General features: G+C 65.6%; 16 protein-coding genes. 10 read left to right on the top strand and 6 right to left on the bottom strand.

Annotation, left to right across the window (positions count from 1 at the left end; translation table 11 throughout):
- Positions 1-6: 6 nt before the first annotated feature.
- Entirely contained in the window at positions 7-1842 is a 1836-nt protein-coding gene (locus tag ACE103_RS40440) for a di-heme-cytochrome C peroxidase (RefSeq protein WP_375777502.1), read from the bottom strand.
- A gap of 276 nt (positions 1843-2118) precedes the next feature.
- On the opposite strand from ACE103_RS40440, the gene ACE103_RS40435 reads away from it, so the two are divergent.
- Both ACE103_RS40435 and ACE103_RS40430 read left to right on the top strand, forming a co-directional pair.
- Positions 2119-2799: an alpha/beta family hydrolase gene (locus ACE103_RS40435; RefSeq protein ID WP_375777501.1), complete on the top strand. Its 681-nt coding sequence runs from the start codon at positions 2119-2121 to the stop codon at positions 2797-2799.
- Positions 2800-2872: 73 nt separating this feature from the next.
- On the top strand, positions 2873-3607 hold the full coding sequence (locus tag ACE103_RS40430; protein WP_375777500.1) for an aspartate/glutamate racemase family protein: 735 nt from the start codon (positions 2873-2875) through the stop codon (positions 3605-3607).
- A gap of 100 nt (positions 3608-3707) precedes the next feature.
- On the opposite strand, the gene ACE103_RS40425 is transcribed toward ACE103_RS40430, so the two are convergent.
- Positions 3708-4487, bottom strand: a complete 780-nt coding sequence (locus ACE103_RS40425; RefSeq protein ID WP_375777499.1) for an SDR family oxidoreductase — start codon at positions 4485-4487, stop codon at positions 3708-3710.
- Positions 4488-4526: 39 nt separating this feature from the next.
- On the bottom strand, positions 4527-5501 hold the full coding sequence (locus tag ACE103_RS40420; protein ID WP_375777498.1) for a ketopantoate reductase family protein: 975 nt from the start codon (positions 5499-5501) through the stop codon (positions 4527-4529).
- Between the two features lie 167 nt (positions 5502-5668).
- Between ACE103_RS40420 and ACE103_RS40415 the strand changes: the two genes are divergently transcribed.
- The gene (locus tag ACE103_RS40415) at positions 5669-6469 is read left to right on the top strand and encodes an enoyl-CoA hydratase-related protein (RefSeq protein ID WP_223972261.1); all 801 of its coding nucleotides are present in this window, start codon (positions 5669-5671) and stop codon (positions 6467-6469) included.
- 15 nt (positions 6470-6484) lie between these two features.
- On the opposite strand, the gene ACE103_RS40410 is transcribed toward ACE103_RS40415, so the two are convergent.
- Both ACE103_RS40410 and ACE103_RS40405 read right to left on the bottom strand, forming a co-directional pair.
- Positions 6485-6748, bottom strand: a complete 264-nt coding sequence (locus tag ACE103_RS40410; RefSeq protein ID WP_223972262.1) for a hypothetical protein — start codon at positions 6746-6748, stop codon at positions 6485-6487.
- Positions 6749-6811: 63 nt separating this feature from the next.
- The gene (locus ACE103_RS40405; protein ID WP_375781283.1) at positions 6812-7696 is read right to left on the bottom strand and encodes a LysR family transcriptional regulator; all 885 of its coding nucleotides are present in this window, start codon (positions 7694-7696) and stop codon (positions 6812-6814) included.
- A 118-nt stretch (positions 7697-7814) separates the two neighbouring features.
- Between ACE103_RS40405 and ACE103_RS40400 the strand changes: the two genes are divergently transcribed.
- From ACE103_RS40400 to ACE103_RS40385, 4 genes are all read left to right on the top strand, one after another.
- A complete protein-coding gene (locus ACE103_RS40400; RefSeq protein ID WP_375777497.1) occupies positions 7815-9176 on the top strand; it encodes an FAD-dependent oxidoreductase in 1362 nt (453 codons plus the stop codon).
- Positions 9177-9188: 12 nt separating this feature from the next.
- Positions 9189-10193: an ABC transporter substrate-binding protein gene (locus tag ACE103_RS40395; RefSeq protein WP_375777496.1), complete on the top strand. Its 1005-nt coding sequence runs from the start codon at positions 9189-9191 to the stop codon at positions 10191-10193.
- Between the two features lie 192 nt (positions 10194-10385).
- Positions 10386-11159, top strand: coding sequence for an ABC transporter ATP-binding protein (locus ACE103_RS40390; protein WP_375777495.1), 774 nt, complete (start codon positions 10386-10388; stop codon positions 11157-11159).
- Positions 11152-11979: an ABC transporter permease gene (locus ACE103_RS40385; protein ID WP_375777494.1), complete on the top strand. Its 828-nt coding sequence runs from the start codon at positions 11152-11154 to the stop codon at positions 11977-11979. The genes ACE103_RS40390 and ACE103_RS40385 overlap by 8 nt, the downstream gene beginning before the upstream one ends.
- A gap of 61 nt (positions 11980-12040) precedes the next feature.
- Here ACE103_RS40385 and gtdA read toward each other — a convergent pair whose 3' ends face one another.
- A complete protein-coding gene (gtdA, locus tag ACE103_RS40380) occupies positions 12041-13081 on the bottom strand; it encodes a gentisate 1,2-dioxygenase (protein ID WP_375777493.1) in 1041 nt (346 codons plus the stop codon).
- A gap of 108 nt (positions 13082-13189) precedes the next feature.
- Here gtdA and maiA point away from each other — a divergent pair, with 108 nt between their 5' ends.
- The 3 genes from maiA to ACE103_RS40365 are packed head-to-tail and all read left to right on the top strand — an operon-like array spanning position 13190 to position 15508.
- A complete protein-coding gene (maiA, locus tag ACE103_RS40375) occupies positions 13190-13822 on the top strand; it encodes a maleylacetoacetate isomerase (RefSeq protein ID WP_375777492.1) in 633 nt (210 codons plus the stop codon).
- A complete protein-coding gene (locus tag ACE103_RS40370) occupies positions 13812-14324 on the top strand; it encodes a MarR family winged helix-turn-helix transcriptional regulator (RefSeq protein WP_375777491.1) in 513 nt (170 codons plus the stop codon). The genes maiA and ACE103_RS40370 overlap by 11 nt, the downstream gene beginning before the upstream one ends.
- A complete protein-coding gene (locus ACE103_RS40365) occupies positions 14324-15508 on the top strand; it encodes a 3-hydroxybenzoate 6-monooxygenase (protein ID WP_375777490.1) in 1185 nt (394 codons plus the stop codon). The genes ACE103_RS40370 and ACE103_RS40365 overlap by 1 nt, the downstream gene beginning before the upstream one ends.
- Positions 15509-15581: the final 73 nt, after the last annotated feature.

The following is a 15581-nucleotide window of genomic DNA, read 5'->3' as shown; positions in this document are numbered from 1 at the left end:
CGAAGCTCAAAGCGTCTTGATGAACTCGATCAGGGCGCGGCGCTCGTCTTCCTTCAGCTCCGGCCCGATCACGCCTGTGCGCTTCTCGTTCGAAAATTCGTGTCCGGAATTGCTGTTGCCGCGCTTGCTGGTGTCGAGCACGAAGGCGTTCTTGATGTTGTCCTTCCAGACATGACCGAGATCCTTGGGGTCATACTCCCGGTTGCCGAGATAGAAGGTCGCAGGACGATCCTTCACCGGCGACAGCAGCGCGTAGATCGACGGCACCGAGCCGTTGTGCAGGTAGGGCGGGGTCGCCCAGATGCCGTTGAGCGGCCGGACCTTGTAGGCGAGCGGCGCCTGGATCTCGTTCGGCCGGTAGCCGTTGATGCGCTTGCGATCCTCCGGCGGGGTCTTGTTCTGGTCGTACCAATAGTCGACGGTCTTCTCGACCAATTCGCCGAGCGCTGGTCCGAAACCACCGTCCTTAATCTTCAGATTGGCGGGCGTCTCGACGGTGCGGCTCGCAAGGCCTTCGGCCTGCGCGCTGTCGGTGCCGATATGGCTGATCGGAATCATCTCGACGTCGAGCAGCGGCTGGCCGGCGTCGTTCTTGATCCAGCGCTTCTTGTCCTTGAACAGCGCAAAGGCTTCGCTCGCGGGCAGCGCCTTGCTGTCGATCGCCGGGCCGTGGCAGCCCTGGCAGTGCGTCTTGTAGAGCTCGCCGCCCTTCTTCGCGAGATCCATGTTGATCTGTCCCAGGATATTCTCCGGCCATTTCGGCGACGCCAGGCCGCCGAAGCCCTTGTCCTCGCTGGGCGGCTCGCCGGCGATCATCCGCTCCATCTCGTGCAGCACGTCGACCCGCGCGCTCGATTTGAACAGGCCCCTGGACTCGTCGAGCAGATTGAGCTCGGCGCTGACGCCGAGCGCCTCGCCGGCATTGCGCACCATCGGCTGCATGATCGAGCCGTCATACTGCACCCAGCTGAACCACGGCGCGTTCCAGATCCGCGGGAAATGCACCGGCGCCGAATGTGCGGCGTAGTTGTTCGGATTGTTCAGGTCGATCGAGAACACCTGGTTGCCGATCCGGTTCAGCGCGTCGAGCCGCGCATAGCCTTCCTCGACGCTGTTGGCGGCGACCTTGGTCTCCAGTGCATTGATGTTGGCATATTGCTTCAGCACGAGATCGAGCTGGCCGCGCAGCGCCATGCGCTCGTCAACGGTGGCGTCCTTGCCGAGGATCTCGTCGGCAAAGCGCGCGAAGCGGCCGGGCCAGAACCGGGTCAGCAGCAGCGAGACGCCGACGCCCTTCTGGAATTCGAACAGATTGGTGTTGGCGGGCCCGCCGTCGATCACGATCTCGGTGCCGCGATAGCTGAAGCTTCCGGTGTGGCAGGCGGAGCAGGTCAGCCCGACCCCGTTCATGTCGGCCTTGCTATGCGGATTGCGCCACGGCGCGCCGTTGGCGTCGGTCATCGGGCCGCTCGGCGCAAAGCCGATCGGCAGCGCATCGGGGCTGCCCGGAATCACGGTGTCGGGAATAAAGCCGAAACGGCCGAGATAATTGGTCTCGCTGAGCCGCGGTGCCGCAGTGAGCAGTGGCCAGACCGTTGGCTGCTCCAGCGCCATGAACCATTCGAGGGGAATGCCGAAAGTCCGCGTGCCCTGGTCGGCGTGGTAGAACCAGCGCAGCCGTTCGGCGCTGACATTCTGATCCAGCCACACCGTCTTTGCCGGCGGCTGGTAGTCGACGACCTTGACGCGGAAGCCGCTCACCACCGTTTCGATATCGTCCTTGAAGTAGAGGACGCCGGCGACAATCAGCAGCCCGATGAAGAAGATCGTCTTGCGAGGCATGCCCCATTCCCCAATTCGCGGTACCCGCGCGTCATATTGATGAGATATTAAAAATCGCCGAAAAACGAGTTCGCGCTAAGCGTGTGGTGCGGTATCCGCCATCCTACAGTGGCGGCTCTTGGTCTAACAACGAAAATGTTGCAGAGGAAATGTCGCAAAAGAAATGTTGGTTGGCTGTGAGCCAGTTCACTTGCGGCGTGCTCGCCTCGGCGGCATTTGCGCGCATCGACGCCGGCGGCTAGAAGTGACGGAGCAACAATTCTTCGAGATGTCATCTTGAACGCGTCAGGCGCACAACCGCTCACGATCACGGTCTCGGGCGACAACTCGGTGTCCGCACTGCTGCTGTGTCCGGCGCAGGCCCATAGCGCCTATGTGTTCGCGCATGGTGCCGGCGCCGGCATGACCCATGCCTCGATGGAGACGATTGCGGTCGGCCTCGCCGAGCGCGGCATCGCGACCTTGCGCTATCAGTTTCCGTACATGGAGCAGGGCAGCAAGCGGCCCGATCCGCCCGCCGTCGCGCAGGCGACAGTGCGCGCGGCGGTGACGGAGGCCGCGCGCCGTTGCGGCGAACTGCCGCTGTTTGCCGGCGGCAAGTCGTTCGGCGGACGCATGACCTCGCAGGCGCAGGCCAAAGCGCCGCTCGAAGGCGTGCGCGGGCTGGTGTTCCTCGGCTTTCCCCTGCATCCCGCCGGCAAGCCGTCGAGCGAGCGGGCCAAACATCTCGCCGAGGTCAAGATCCCGATGCTGTTCCTGCAGGGCACGCGCGACGCGCTGGCCGAGCTCGATCTGCTCGAACCTGTGGTGAAGGGGCTCGGCGCGCGGGCGACGCTGCATCTGGTGCAGGAGGCCGATCACTCCTTTCATGTCCTGAAGCGCTCCGGCCGCAACGACCGCGAGGTGATGGCCGAGGTGCTGGATGCCTTCGCGGCCTGGGTCGCGAAGCATTCGTGAGCAGGCACGGCCTTCCGCCTGTGACACCGTCCCGGATTGCGCTTCGCTGCATCCGGGCTACTAATCTCGATCCATGACCAAAATCCTGATCGTCAATCCCAACACCACCGCGTCGATGACTGCGACCATCGCCACTGCCGCGCGGGCGGTTGCCGCCGATGGCACCGAGATCGTGGCCGTCACATCGTCGATGGGACCCGCCTCGATCGAGGGCTTTTACGACGAGGCGTTCGCCGTTCCCGGGCTGATCGACGCACTGCTGAAGACGCCCGACGCCGATGCCAGCATCATCGCCTGCTTCGACGACACCGGGCTCGATGCCGCGCGGTCGGCGGCGCGCTATCCGGTGGTCGGCATCTGCGAAGCGGCGCTGGTCACGGCCGGACAGATCGCAAAGCGGATCGGCATTGTCACCACGCTGCCGCGCTCGATCGTGCCGCTCGAGGAGCTGGTCCGCCGCTACGGCTTTGCCGACCGCGCCATGGTCACCGCCTGCGACGTCGCGGTGCTCGATCTGGAGAAGCCGGGCTCGGGCGCCAGGCCAAAGCTGGAGGCGGAGATCGCGCGGGCGCTGGAGAAGGGCGCCGACGCCATCGTGCTCGGCTGCGCCGGCATGGCGGATCTCGCGCGTGAGCTGTCAGTGCAATTCGGTGTGCCGGTGGTGGACGGCGTCGCCGCCGCCGTGAAGCAGGCGGAAGCGCTGGCCGGCCTGAAGCTCACGACGTCGCGCCGTGGCGCTTACGCTTCGCCTGGAACGAAAAAGTACACGGGGTTACTCGAGGGATTCGCACCAGCCTCAAAGGAATAAGTCCCGTCATTGCGAGCGAAGCGAAGCAATCCATAGTGCCGCACACGGAGAAATGGATTGCTTCGTCGCTGGCGCTCCTGGCAATGAAGGGGCGACGGATCTATGACGCCGCACCGCCATAGATCCGGTCGCGCAGGCGGCGCATGCCGGACAGCCAGCGCTCGCGATTGGTGGCCTTGCGCTGCATGTATTCCTGCACCTGGGGATGCGAGAGAATCAGGAAGCGTTCCTCGGCCATCGCCTCGATCACCATCCGTGCCACTTCGCCGGGCTGCAGCACGCCGTCGACGCGCGCCGCGCTCGGGCCCGGCGTGCTCATTCCCGTCTGCACCGATTGCGGGCAGAGCACGGAGACGCGGATGCCGCGATCGCCATACTGGATGGCGAGGTGTTCGGCGAGCGCGACCGCGGCGCTCTTGGTCACGCCGTAAGGCATCGAGTTCAGCGAGGCCAAGAGCCCCGCGGCCGATGCGGTGTTGATGAGATAGCCGGAGCCGCGCGCGAGCATGCCGGGCACCAGCGCGCGCGCCGCGAACACGTGGCTCATCACATGCACCCGCCAGCTCACGTCCCAGTCGGCATCGGACGCGGATTCCTGTCCCTTGCGCGACAGCCCGGCATTGGAGAAGAACACGTCGACCGGGCCATATTTGTCCTCGGCCGCTGCGATCAGCGCCTTGACGTCTTCCTCGAGCCCGACATCGGCGGTGACCGCGAGCCCGTCGATGTCGCCGGCGACGCTGGCGAGCCGGTCGCGCGAGGTCTTGAGGTCGGCGACCACGACGCCACGCGCGCCGGCCTCCGCATAGGCCCGCGCCACCGCTTCGCCGATCCCGCTCGCGCCGCCGGTGACGACGCAGACCTTGTCCTTGACTTGCATGGTTCGATGTTCCCGCTTGAGATCGTCGTGTTCGGATTGTCAGCCCTGATAGAGCCCCTTGTCACGCGCCTTCTGGATCGCGAGCGCGGCCATCAGGTCGAGCATCGGTGTCGGAATCCCAGCCGCGCGGGCAAACGCCGCCGGGGCGCGCACCAGCACATCGATCTCCATGGCGCGGCCGAGCTCGTAGTCTTGCAGGATCGATGGCTTGTGGTCCGGCGCCGGCCCTGAGCGGGTGACGCGCTTGACCGCGGCAATGTAGTGCGTCGCCACCGCATTGGCCTCGTCGAGCAGGCGCGGGATCACGTCCTGCATGGCGGGATCGTCGCGGACGGCGCGCGCGGTCAGTCCGGTCAGCAGGCAGAGCACGGACATCGACATGTTGGTCAATAGCTTCGACCAGATCGTCTCGCGGATCTCGTTGACCTCGGGTGATTCGATCGCAGCGTCATTGAGTGCTGCACGCAGCGCGGCGATGCGCTCGCTCCGGCGATCGTCGCACTCGCCGATCACGAGGCGGTTGCGATCCGGCGTCAGGTTCGCCACCACGCCAGGCGCGATCACCTCATTGGAGGAGAAGACGACGCCGCCGATGATCCGCTCTTTCGGGATGGCGCCGCGCAAGCGCCCGCCGGGATCGAGGAAGCTGAGATCGGGGATCGCGGGATGCTGCGCCGGCAGGCCGAGATCGTACCACCAGGGAATGCCGTTTTGCGCGAACACGATTGCGGTATCGCGCTGAAGCAGCGGCGGCAGCCCGGTTGCGAGCGCGGCGATGCCGGTGGCCTTCAGCGTGCTGATGACGAAATCCTGCGGCCCGAGCTCGGCAGGATCGGCCGACGCCTTCACCTGCGCGGTGACGCTGCTGTCGCCGACCTTCAGCGTCAACCCGTTGGACCGGACCGCGTCGAGATGCGGGCCGCGCATCACGCAGGACACATCGTGGCCGGCGCGTGCCAGCCGGACGGCGAAGTGGCTGCCGACGGCGCCCGCGCCGAAAATGCAAATACGCATGGGTGGAACTAGTCCTTGCAAGGTGTCGCGTCAGTTTCCACAAGCGCAGGGCATTGCGCAACCCGCCATGCATGCGGCGCGGCCGCGCGCGCTCGAAAGTGATGGATCAAGCCATCGCCTCTCGCCATAGTGGCGCCAAGAGTAATACCGAACGAGGGAGAAACGTCATGTCGGCCAGCCCAGTCCTGTGGAGCCTCGATGCGCGCGGGGTCGCGACCGTCACGCTGAACAGGCCCGAGGTCAACAATGCCTATGACGGCGCGCTGATTGCGGGCGTGCTGGCCGCGATCGACGATCTCTCGACCAAGCCGGTGCGCGTCGTCGTGCTGAACGGCAACGGCAAGCATTTCCAGGCCGGCGCCGACCTGAAATGGATCAACGGCGTGCGGCCGAAATCATCGGAGGAGAACGAGGCGGCGTCGCGCGCCACCTTCGAGGCGGTGCAGCGCCTCAACACGCTGCCGGTGCCGACCGTGGCGCTGGTGCAGGGCGGTTGCTTCGGCGGCGGCACCGGCGTGATCGCGGCCTGCGATATCGTGATCGCGGCCGACAATGCGCTGTTCTCGATCACCGAGGTGCGCTGGGGCCTCACCGCTGCGATCATCATCCCGCAGCTTTGCGACGCCATCGGCGTGCGCCAGGTGCGCCGCTACGCGCTGACCGGCGAACGTTTCGGTGCCGAGGATGCCCGTCGCATCGGCCTCGTGCATGAGGTGGTGCTGCTTGCCGATCTCGAGAGCGCAGGAGCCAAGGTCGTGGAGCAACTGCTCGGCAACGCGCCGGATGCGATGGCCGAGACCAAGAAGCTCGCGATGGAGAGCTCATTCGGCGGCATGGGCGTCGACGATGAGGCCTACAAGCGCCTCGTCCACCTGCATTCGGCCAAGCGGCAGACCGCCGAGGCCGCTGAAGGGCTCGCCTCCTTTGCCGAGAAGCGCGCGGGCCGCTGGCGTGGCGGCGGGGCGTAAGCCCGGTCGCTCAGCTCAGCAGCCGCGGCAGATGCCACGCATGCTGCGATAGACCTCTTCGTCGTCGCGGCGCATCTGCTGCAACTGATCGAACGTCTTCGATTCGCTCGACTGGGTGATCGGCGGCTCGGGCTTGCGCTTGGCCGCCAGTTCCTGCTCCTGCCGATGGTAGCAGGCTTCGCGCTCCGCCTTGGCCTCGATGAAGCGGCATGTCTCGATCGCCGAAGCGGGCCCGGCGGCGATGATGAGACCAAGCGACACTGTGATCAGGAGTTTCAAAGCGGGCGATCCTTATCCGTCCTTGTCTCAGGTCGGCGTGCGGCGAGCAAGACCGCGGCAGTGTCAAAGCGATTGCGCCAGCGACTTTTTCAATGTCTTCAGCAGCGCCTGCACCGCGGCGGCATTGATGCGGCGCTCGGGAACGGCGGCCTTCACCCATAGTTCCGGGATCGGAAACTCGGCGAGGATCGGCTGCAAGGCGCCGTCGCGCAGCGCATCCGCGACCAGATAATGCGAGAGCAGCGCGATGCCGTTGCCGGCGATCGCGCTTTGCGTCAGCACCCGGCCCTCGTTCGAGGAGAGAATCGGGCGGACCTGGACATTGATGCGGCCGCGCGGCCCCTCGAACGGCCATTCCGGTCCGGTCGGCAGGAAGCTGAGGCAGCGATGATCGACCAGGTCGCGTGGATGTTTCGGCGTGCCGTGCTTCTTCAGATACGCGGACGAAGCGCACAACAGCCGCGGCAGCCGGCACAGCGGCTCGTCGACGACACCGCCGAAGGAATGCGGGAAAGCGCCGATCGCGATGTCGAAACCTTCGGTCACCGGATCGACCGGGCGGTCGATCATCACGATCTCGAGCTTCACGCTTCGGTTCTGCTTCTGAAAGGTCGTGAAGGCATCGGCGAGCCGCGCCACCGTCAGCGAGGTCGGCGCCTTCACGCGCAGATGATCGGTGAGATCGCGCTGCTTCTCGCCCATCCGCGACAGGAGATCGCCGACATCGGCAACCACGCCGCGGGCGCGATGGACATATTGCTGCCCGGCCTCAGTCAGCCGCAACTGGCGGGTCGAGCGGTGGAACAGCGCGGTGCCGATCCGCTCCTCGAGCTGGGTCACGCGCTTGGCGACGACCGACGTCGCGACGTTGAGCTTGCGCGCCGCGGCGGAGAAGCCGCCGGCGTCGGCGGTGGCGAGGAAGGCTTCGAGATTGACCAGCGTATCCATCCGCGCTTCCCAATAGCCTTTCTCGATTCGCGAAAGCTGATTACATAATTTGGTGGATTGTACTGCAATCCGCATCAATTCATAGTTGGCCCAATCAACTTTGTTCAGGGCGGAAATGATGCTGATGAGCACGATCGAAGAACCTGCGCGGCAGGTCCCCCTCTATGGCGAATATGATGTGGTGGTGCTTGGCGGCGGTCCGGCCGGCATCGCGGCAGCGGTCGGCGCGGCGCGGGCCGGGCGACGGACGCTCTTGATCGAGCGCTACGGCTTTCTCGGTGGCATGGGCACCGCGGCGGGCGTGACGAACTTCTGCGGGCTGCACGCCAACATCTTCGGCGAGATGCACCGCGTGGTGCAGGGCATCGCCTCCGATCTGCTGGCGCGGATCGACCGGCTCGGCGGATTGAACGCGCCGCATCTGATCCTCGGCAAGATCCTTGCCCAAGCCTATGACACCGCGGCCTACAAGATCGCGGCCGACGATCTGCTGGCGCATCACAAGGTCGATATCCTGTTCCACGCGCTCGGCGCCGGCGTCGTCATGGACGGCGCGCACATCCGCGCGCTGATGGTGGAGACCAAGGCCGGCCGGCGGGCGTTGCGAGCCGGCATCTTCATCGACTGCTCCGGCGACGGCGACCTCGCGGTATGGGCCGGTGCGCCCTATGAGGTCGGCGACAACAAGGGCGGCATGCTCTACCCGTCGATGATGTTCCGTCTCAACGGCATCGATCCGGCGAAAGCCGGCGACGCGTGGCGGACGATCCCGGCGCTGATGGCGGAGGCCGAGGCCGCCGGCACGCATAAATTCCCGCGCAAGTCCGCGATCGTGCGGCCGCAGAAATCGCAGATCGAATGGCGGGTGAATTTCACCCAGGTGACGCGAAGCGATGGCGGCGCCATTTCCGGTATTGATCCTGACGACATGACGCGCGGCGAGATCGAGGGCCGCCGCCAGGCGGTCGAAGCATTCCAGTTCCTGCGCACGGTGCCCGGCTTCGAGAATTCCTACATCGTCGATCTGCCGCCGCAACTCGGCATCCGCGAGACGCGGCGCGTGATCGGCGGCTACATGCTGTCAGGCGAGGACGTGCTGGGCTGCGCCTCGTTCGAGGATTCGATCGGCGTCAATGGCTGGCCGAAGGAATCCCACGTGCCGGGCGACGTGATCTTCGAGTTTCCGCCGATTCCGGAGAGCCGCGGCTACAACGAGTTGCCGTACCGCATGCTGGTGCCTGATGGCGTCCACAATCTGCTGGTCGCCGGCCGCTGCGCCTCGATGACCCATGAGGGGCAATCGGCGGCGCGCGTCTCCGGTGCCTGTTTCGTGATGGGCGAGGCGGCCGGAACCGCCGCCGCGCTGGCGCTGTCGGGCAATACGATTCCGCGCGACATTTCCGTCGAAAAGTTGCAACAACAGCTTGGCAAGCAGGGCGCATTCATCGGCCGCGATCAGGCCGTGCCTGAAGGATTATGAGTGGAGACGGCAATGAAGGGTTGGGCGCGGCTCGCACTCGCGGGTCTCCTGGTGTGGGCCGCGAGCGGCATCGCGCGGGCCGATGATCTGCTGAAGGCCAAGATCGGCGTCTTGCGGCTGTCATCCTCGGCGCCGGTGTTCATCGCGCAGGACAAGGGCTATTTCCGCGACGCCGGCCTCGATGTCGAGCTGAAGTTCTTCGACGCGGCGCAGCCGATCGCAGTCGCGACCGCATCAGGCGACGTCGATTTCGGCGTCACGGCCGTCACCGCAGGCCTCTACAATCTCGCCGGCAAGGGCACGCTGAAGGTAATCGGCGGCATGAGCCGCGAGAAGGCCGGCTATCCCCTGATCGGCTATTTCGCCAGCAACAACGCCTATGCCGCGGGCCTCAAGACCCCGAAGGATCTCGCCGGCAAGCGCGTCGCGGTGACCCAGGTCGGCTCCAGCTTCCATTATTCGCTCGGCCTGCTGGCCGACAAATACGGCTTCAAGCTGTCCGACGTGAAGATCGTGCCGCTGCAGTCGCTGTCGAACGCGGCGGCGGCGCTGAAGGGCGAAACCGTCGACGCCGCGCTGTTGCCGGTCTCGACCGCGCGGACGCTGATCGATGCCAACGGCGCGAAACTTTTGGGCTGGGTCGGTGACGAGACGCCGTGGCAGCTCGGGGCGATCTTTGCTTCGCCGAAGACGCTGACCAACGCCGCATTGGTGACCAGGCTGCTCACCGCGCTTACCCGCGCCGACCACGAATATCACGACGTGATCCTGACCGCGATCAAGGACGGCGTGGCGCCGATCAACGACAAGACAAAACCGCTGCTCGAGATCATCGCCAAATACACCAATTTGCCGGTCGAGCAGGTGGTCGGCAATTGCGCCTATATCGATCCCGACGGCAAGCTCGACGTGAAGAACCTCGACAACCAGATCAAATGGCTGCAAGGGCAGGGTTTCGTCGACAAGGGGTTTGATGCGAGCGGGATCATCGCCAAGGACTATGTGAAGGCGGATTGATGTCGGGCCGCACGCACAACTCTATCACCGTCACCCTGAGGAGCGCGCACTTGCGCGCGTCTCGAAGGGTCGACGGCCGAACTGCTTTATCCGGGCCGTCGACCCTTCGAGACGCCGCTGCGCGGCTCCTCCAGCGACAAAGGCAAAGCCTTTGCGCGGGGGTGACGGGATTGGTAGCGAGTTTGTAACGCCATGGACCTGATCGCCGACCATATCAGCCATCGCTTCGGCGCGCTCGACGTGCTCGACGATGTCTCCTTCCAGGTCTCGGCCGGCGAGATCGTCGCCATCGTCGGGCCGTCCGGCTGCGGCAAGAGCACGCTGCTGTCGATCCTCGGTGGCCTGCTGCGGCCATCTGCGGGCGCCGCCGAGCTGCGCGGCGCGCCGCCGGCCGGCAGCCTCAATCCGTTGACCTTCGTGTTCCAGGATTTTGCCCTGCTGCCGTGGAATACGGTCGAGGAGAATGTCGCGTTTCCGCTGCTGCACGCGGCCTTGAGCGCCGGCGAGCGCCGCGCCGTGATCGACGATGCGCTGCGCCGCACCGGCTTGACGGATTTCCGCGCGGCCTATCCGAAGCAGCTGTCCGGCGGCATGCGCCAGCGCGTCGGCATCGCGCGGGCGCTCGCGGTTCGTCCGGCGATTCTGCTGATGGACGAGCCGCTGTCGGCGCTGGATTCGCAGACCCGCGAGCTCCTGATGGAGGATTTCGTCGGCCTGCTTGCCGACGGCGCGATGGGCGCGGTCTATGTCACGCATAACCTCGAGGAAGCGGTCCGGCTGGCCGACCGCGTCGTGGTGCTGTCGCGCCGCCCCGGCCGCATCCGGGAGATCGTGACCATCCCGATGACGCGCGCCGAGCGCGGAGCGGCGGATGCGCGCGCGCAGATGGCCGTCTTGCAGGGCGAATTGTGGTCGCTGATCCGGAAGGAAGCGATCGATGCCGAGCGCGAGGTCCAGCATGCTTGAGCGCTCCCCGCAGGAGACGAACGACCAATCGGCGGAAGCGACGCGGCCGGTCGCGTTTCGCGGCGCCGGTTTTACGTCTGGCGGCAGCCGTCATGCCGGCTGGATCGCACTCGCGCTTGTCATCGCGGCCTGGCAGCTTGCCGGCAGCACAGGATGGGTCAACCCGCTGTTCCTGCCGGCGCCGTCGGCGATCGCGATCGCAATCTATAAGCTCGCGATGTCGGGGGCGCTGTGGCTGCATTTGTCGTGGTCGATCATGCGGATCGGCACCGGCTGGATCATCGGCACGGCAGCGGGCGTCATTGTCGGCTTCGCGATCGGGCTGTCGACCATGGCACGCGGCGTCGGCATCACCTTCATCTCGGCGCTGTTCCCGATTCCGAAGATCGCGCTGCTGCCGTTGCTCATCCTGTGGCTCGGGATCGGCGAGGAGCCGAAGATCGCAACCATTGCGCTCGGGGTGTTCTTCTCGACCGCGATCTCGGTCTATAGCGGCGTCGATGCGGTGCCGCGCAATTTGATCCGGATGGCGCAGAGCTTCAACGTGCCGTTCCACGCCATCGTGCGCCGCGTGATCTGGCCGGGCGCGCTGCCCTCGATCCTCGCCGGCTTCCGCATCACTTCGTCGGTCGCGCTGTTGCTCGTCGTCAGCGCCGAGATGATCGGCGCGCAATACGGCATCGGCGCCTTCGTGCTGCAAGCCGGCAATCTGATGCAGACCGATCAGCTGCTCGCCGGCGTCGTGATCCTGTCGCTGTTCGGGCTTGTGGTCGGGAAGCTGATCAACCTGCTCGAGGTGAGGCTGCTGCACTGGCGGTGATGGCCACGCTGCCGGCCACACCGACGTGGGGTGGGTGCTGTGTGCCTTGCGCCGATGATCGTTATGCGTTGCCGCGATCCTCGCGGAACAGGTCGAGCTTCTGCTGCACCGGGCGGTCGGAGAACGAGAACAGCACGGAGTCGGCATCGGCCTCGTGGGTGACCCAATGCCAGCTCGGCACCACGAACAAGTCGCGCGGCCCCCACTCGAAAGTCTGGTCGCCGACCCGGGTGCGGCCCTTGCCCTCGATCGCGGCGAACACGGTGGCATCGGTTGAGCGATAGCGCGCGGTCTTGAAACCCTTCGGCAGCAGCTGGATGAAGGTGCCGATGGTCGGCATCGCAAAATCGCCGGTCTCGGGGTTGGAGAATTTCAGCTTCAGCCCGTGGCAGGCGTCCCACTCGTCGCCGGCCCTGGCCTTCTCCAGCGCCTCGCGGGTGTATTCATAGGGATAGTTGAAAATCGGCGAGGTCTTCGAGGTCCGCTTCTGGTCGATCGGCAGCAGATTGTGGCCGTAACGCGCGAAGCTGGCGCCGGCCGGCTTGGAGATCGACTGCTGATCCTCCTTGGCGCCCTCGGCGAACGAGCAGTCGAAGAACTGCACCATCGGGATGTCGAGCCCGTCGAGCCAGAACATCGGCTCACTGGTTTCGTTGGAATGGTCGTGCCAGGTCATCGACGGCGTGATGACGAAGTCGCCCGGCGCCATCGCAGTGCGCTCGCCGTCGACGGCAGTGAAGGCGCCCTTGCCCTCGAGCACGAAGCGCAGCGCCGACTGGGCATGGCGATGGGCGGGGGCGATGTCGCCCGGCACCACCATCTGCACGCCGGCGAACAGCGAAGTCGTGATCTTGGACTGGCCGCGCAGGCCGGGATTTTCCAGCACCAGCACGCGGCGCTCGGCTTCCTTGGCCGTGATCAATTTGCCGGCCTCGTTCATGTAATCGCGGATCTGGTCGAACTTCCACAGATGCGGACGGCAGGCGCTCTTCGGCTCCGGCGTGATCAGATCGTTCATCACGTTCCACAGCGCCGAGAGGTTCTGGCCGTCGATCTTTTTGTAGAACGCCTCGCGCTCGGGGGTCTTCTGCACGGCTTCCATGGCAAGCCTCCCATCATCATTCTTGTCGGTTCAATTAATTGACAGTATACTCACAATATGGCTAGCGTCAATCAAGCAAGCCAATCACAAAATGCAAGGGAGGTTCCGATGAAGCTGCATGGCTATTTCCGGAGCAGCGCGTCCTACCGGGTCCGGATCGCCCTCAATCTGAAGGGGCTGACGCCGGAGCACCTGCCGCATCATTTGCGCAAGGGCGAGCAATGCGCGCCGGCCTATCTCGCGATCAACCCGCAGGGGCTGGTGCCGACGTTGGAGAGCGACGCCGGCGCGATCCTCACCCAGTCGCTCGCGATCATCGAATGGCTCGACGAGACCAATCCCGATCCGCCGCTGCTGCCGAAGGATCTGCTGCGGCGCGCCAAGGTACGCGCGTTCGCGCAGGCGATCGCCTGCGACACCCACCCGGTGCAGAATTTGAAAGTGCTGGCGCGGCTGCGCAAGCTCGGCCTGCCAGAGGAGCAGGTGACTGAATGGGCGGCCTGGGCCAATCGCGAGGGCCTTTCCGCCTGCGAGACCCTGATCGCTGAGGAGGCCGGGCCGTTCTGCTTCGGCGATGCGCCGACGCTGGCCGATCTCTGCCTGGTTCCGCAGCTCGCCAATGCGCGGCGCTTCGGCGTCGACGTGTCGGCCTATCCGCGACTGCTCAAGGCCGAGGCCGCGACAAAGCAAGTCAAGGCGTTCGCCGACGCCGCCCCGGACAAGCAGCCCGATGCCGAGTAGCAAGCCAACGCCCGTCACCATGGACGCGGTCTACACCGCGCCCGGCTATCTGTTCCGGCGGATGCAGCAGATCGCGGTTGCGCTGTTCATCGAGGAATGCAAGGCGTTCGACCTGACGCCGGTGCAATACGCCGCGCTGGTCACGATCTCGACCCATCCAGGCATCGACGCCACAAGGCTCTCCGCGGTGATCGCGTTCGACCGTTCGACGCTCGGCAATGTGATCGAGCGGCTGCAAGCCAAGGAATTCATCGTGCGCAAGCCGGCGCCCGAGGACAAGCGCGTCAAGCTGCTCTACCTCACCAAGGCCGGCGCGGCGGTGCTCAGCGACATCATGCCCTCGGTCGACAAGGCGCAGGCGCGGATGCTGCAGCCGCTGAAGCCGGCCGACCGCAAGACGCTTCTCTCGCTCTTGACCCAACTTGTCGACCTCAACAACGAAGCCTCGCGCGTGCCGCTGCGCGCCGAGGACGCGCTCGAACATCTCGGGAGGTCGGGCTGATGGCGGAGGGCAAGCCGGTCCTGATCGCGGGCGGCGGCATCGGCGGTCTCGCCGTGGCGCTCGGCCTCGCGCAGAAGGGCATCCGCTCCATCCTGCTGGAGAAGGCATCAGCACTCGGCGAGATCGGCGCCGGCATTCAGCTGGGACCGAACGCATTCCACGCTTTCGACTATCTCGGCGTCGGCGAGGCCGCGCGCAACATGGCGGTCTATATCGACCAGCTGCGGCTGATGGATGCGCTGACCGCCGATGAGATTACCCATATCGATCTCGGCGACGCCTTCCGCACGCGGTTCGGCAATCCCTATGCCGTCGTACATCGCGGCGACCTGCATGGCGTGTTCCTGCGTGCCTGCCAGAACCATGAATTGATCGAGCTGCGCGTGTCCAGCGAGGTGACGGGTTACGAGCAGGATGGTTCGTCGGTGACCGCAACGCTTGCCAATGGCGAGCGCATCACCGGCCGTCTGCTGATCGGCGCCGACGGGTTGTGGTCCAATATCCGCAAGCAGGTGACGGCGGATGGCCCGCCGCGTGTGTCAGGCCACACCACCTATCGCTCCGTCATCCCGACCGAACAGATGCCGGAGGATCTGCGCTGGAACGCGGCCACGCTGTGGGCCGGCCCGAAATGCCACATCGTGCATTATCCGCTGTCGGGCTGGAAGGTGTTCAACCTCGTCGTCACCTATCACAACGACGCGCCGGAGCCGGTCGCGGGCAAGCCGGTTTCCGAGGACGAGGTGATGCGGGGTTTCACCCACGTCCATGAGCGGGCGCAGAACATCATCCGCCACGGCACCAACTGGAAGCTCTGGGTGCTGTGCGACCGCGATCCCACCGAACGTTGGATCGACGGCCGCGTCGTGCTGCTCGGCGACGCCGCGCATCCGATGCTGCAGTATTTCGCGCAGGGCGCCTGCCAGGCGATGGAGGACGCGGTGTGCCTGTCGCACATGCTGGCCAGTCACGACGATCGGGCGGCCGCGCTCGATGCCTATCGCGCCCAGCGCTTCCCGCGCACCGCACGCGTGCAGCTGATGTCCCGTGCGATCGGCGAGCACGTCTACCATCCCGCCGGCGACCACGCCCGAATCCGCAACGCAATCATGAGCGCGAAGTCGCAAGCCGAATGGTGCGACGATATCGCGTGGCTGTATGGCGGGACGGGGCTGGACAGCTAGCTGCTCGCTGCTGACGAACGCGGCGTAGTCGCCGCATTCTCCGTCGTCGTCCCGGACAAGCGAAGCGCGATCC

Origin of the sequence: Bradyrhizobium sp. ma5 (assembly GCF_042258955.1) — a bacterium.
Taxonomy (GTDB): domain Bacteria; phylum Pseudomonadota; class Alphaproteobacteria; order Rhizobiales; family Xanthobacteraceae; genus Bradyrhizobium.
Note: the sequence above shows the minus strand (reverse complement) of the source record. Positions and strands in the feature narration are given on the sequence as shown.

Bases quoted from the DNA above. Each gene is read 5' to 3' on its own strand.
- ACE103_RS40440 (WP_375777502.1), bottom strand. From the start codon at position 1,842: ATGCCTCGCAAGACGATCTTCTTCATCGGGCTGCTGATTGTCGCCGGC.
- ACE103_RS40430 (WP_375777500.1), top strand. From the start codon at position 2,873: ATGACCAAAATCCTGATCGTCAATCCCAACACCACCGCGTCGATGACT.
- ACE103_RS40425 (WP_375777499.1), bottom strand. From the start codon at position 4,487: ATGCAAGTCAAGGACAAGGTCTGCGTCGTCACCGGCGGCGCGAGCGGG.
- ACE103_RS40420 (WP_375777498.1), bottom strand. From the start codon at position 5,501: ATGCGTATTTGCATTTTCGGCGCGGGCGCCGTCGGCAGCCACTTCGCC.
- ACE103_RS40415 (WP_223972261.1), top strand. From the start codon at position 5,669: ATGTCGGCCAGCCCAGTCCTGTGGAGCCTCGATGCGCGCGGGGTCGCG.
- ACE103_RS40405 (WP_375781283.1), bottom strand. From the start codon at position 7,696: ATGGATACGCTGGTCAATCTCGAAGCCTTCCTCGCCACCGCCGACGCC.
- ACE103_RS40400 (WP_375777497.1), top strand. From the start codon at position 7,815: ATGCTGATGAGCACGATCGAAGAACCTGCGCGGCAGGTCCCCCTCTAT.
- ACE103_RS40395 (WP_375777496.1), top strand. From the start codon at position 9,189: ATGAAGGGTTGGGCGCGGCTCGCACTCGCGGGTCTCCTGGTGTGGGCC.
- ACE103_RS40390 (WP_375777495.1), top strand. From the start codon at position 10,386: ATGGACCTGATCGCCGACCATATCAGCCATCGCTTCGGCGCGCTCGAC.
- ACE103_RS40385 (WP_375777494.1), top strand. From the start codon at position 11,152: ATGCTTGAGCGCTCCCCGCAGGAGACGAACGACCAATCGGCGGAAGCG.
- gtdA (WP_375777493.1), bottom strand. From the start codon at position 13,081: ATGGAAGCCGTGCAGAAGACCCCCGAGCGCGAGGCGTTCTACAAAAAG.
- maiA (WP_375777492.1), top strand. From the start codon at position 13,190: ATGAAGCTGCATGGCTATTTCCGGAGCAGCGCGTCCTACCGGGTCCGG.
- ACE103_RS40370 (WP_375777491.1), top strand. From the start codon at position 13,812: ATGCCGAGTAGCAAGCCAACGCCCGTCACCATGGACGCGGTCTACACC.
- ACE103_RS40365 (WP_375777490.1), top strand. From the start codon at position 14,324: ATGGCGGAGGGCAAGCCGGTCCTGATCGCGGGCGGCGGCATCGGCGGT.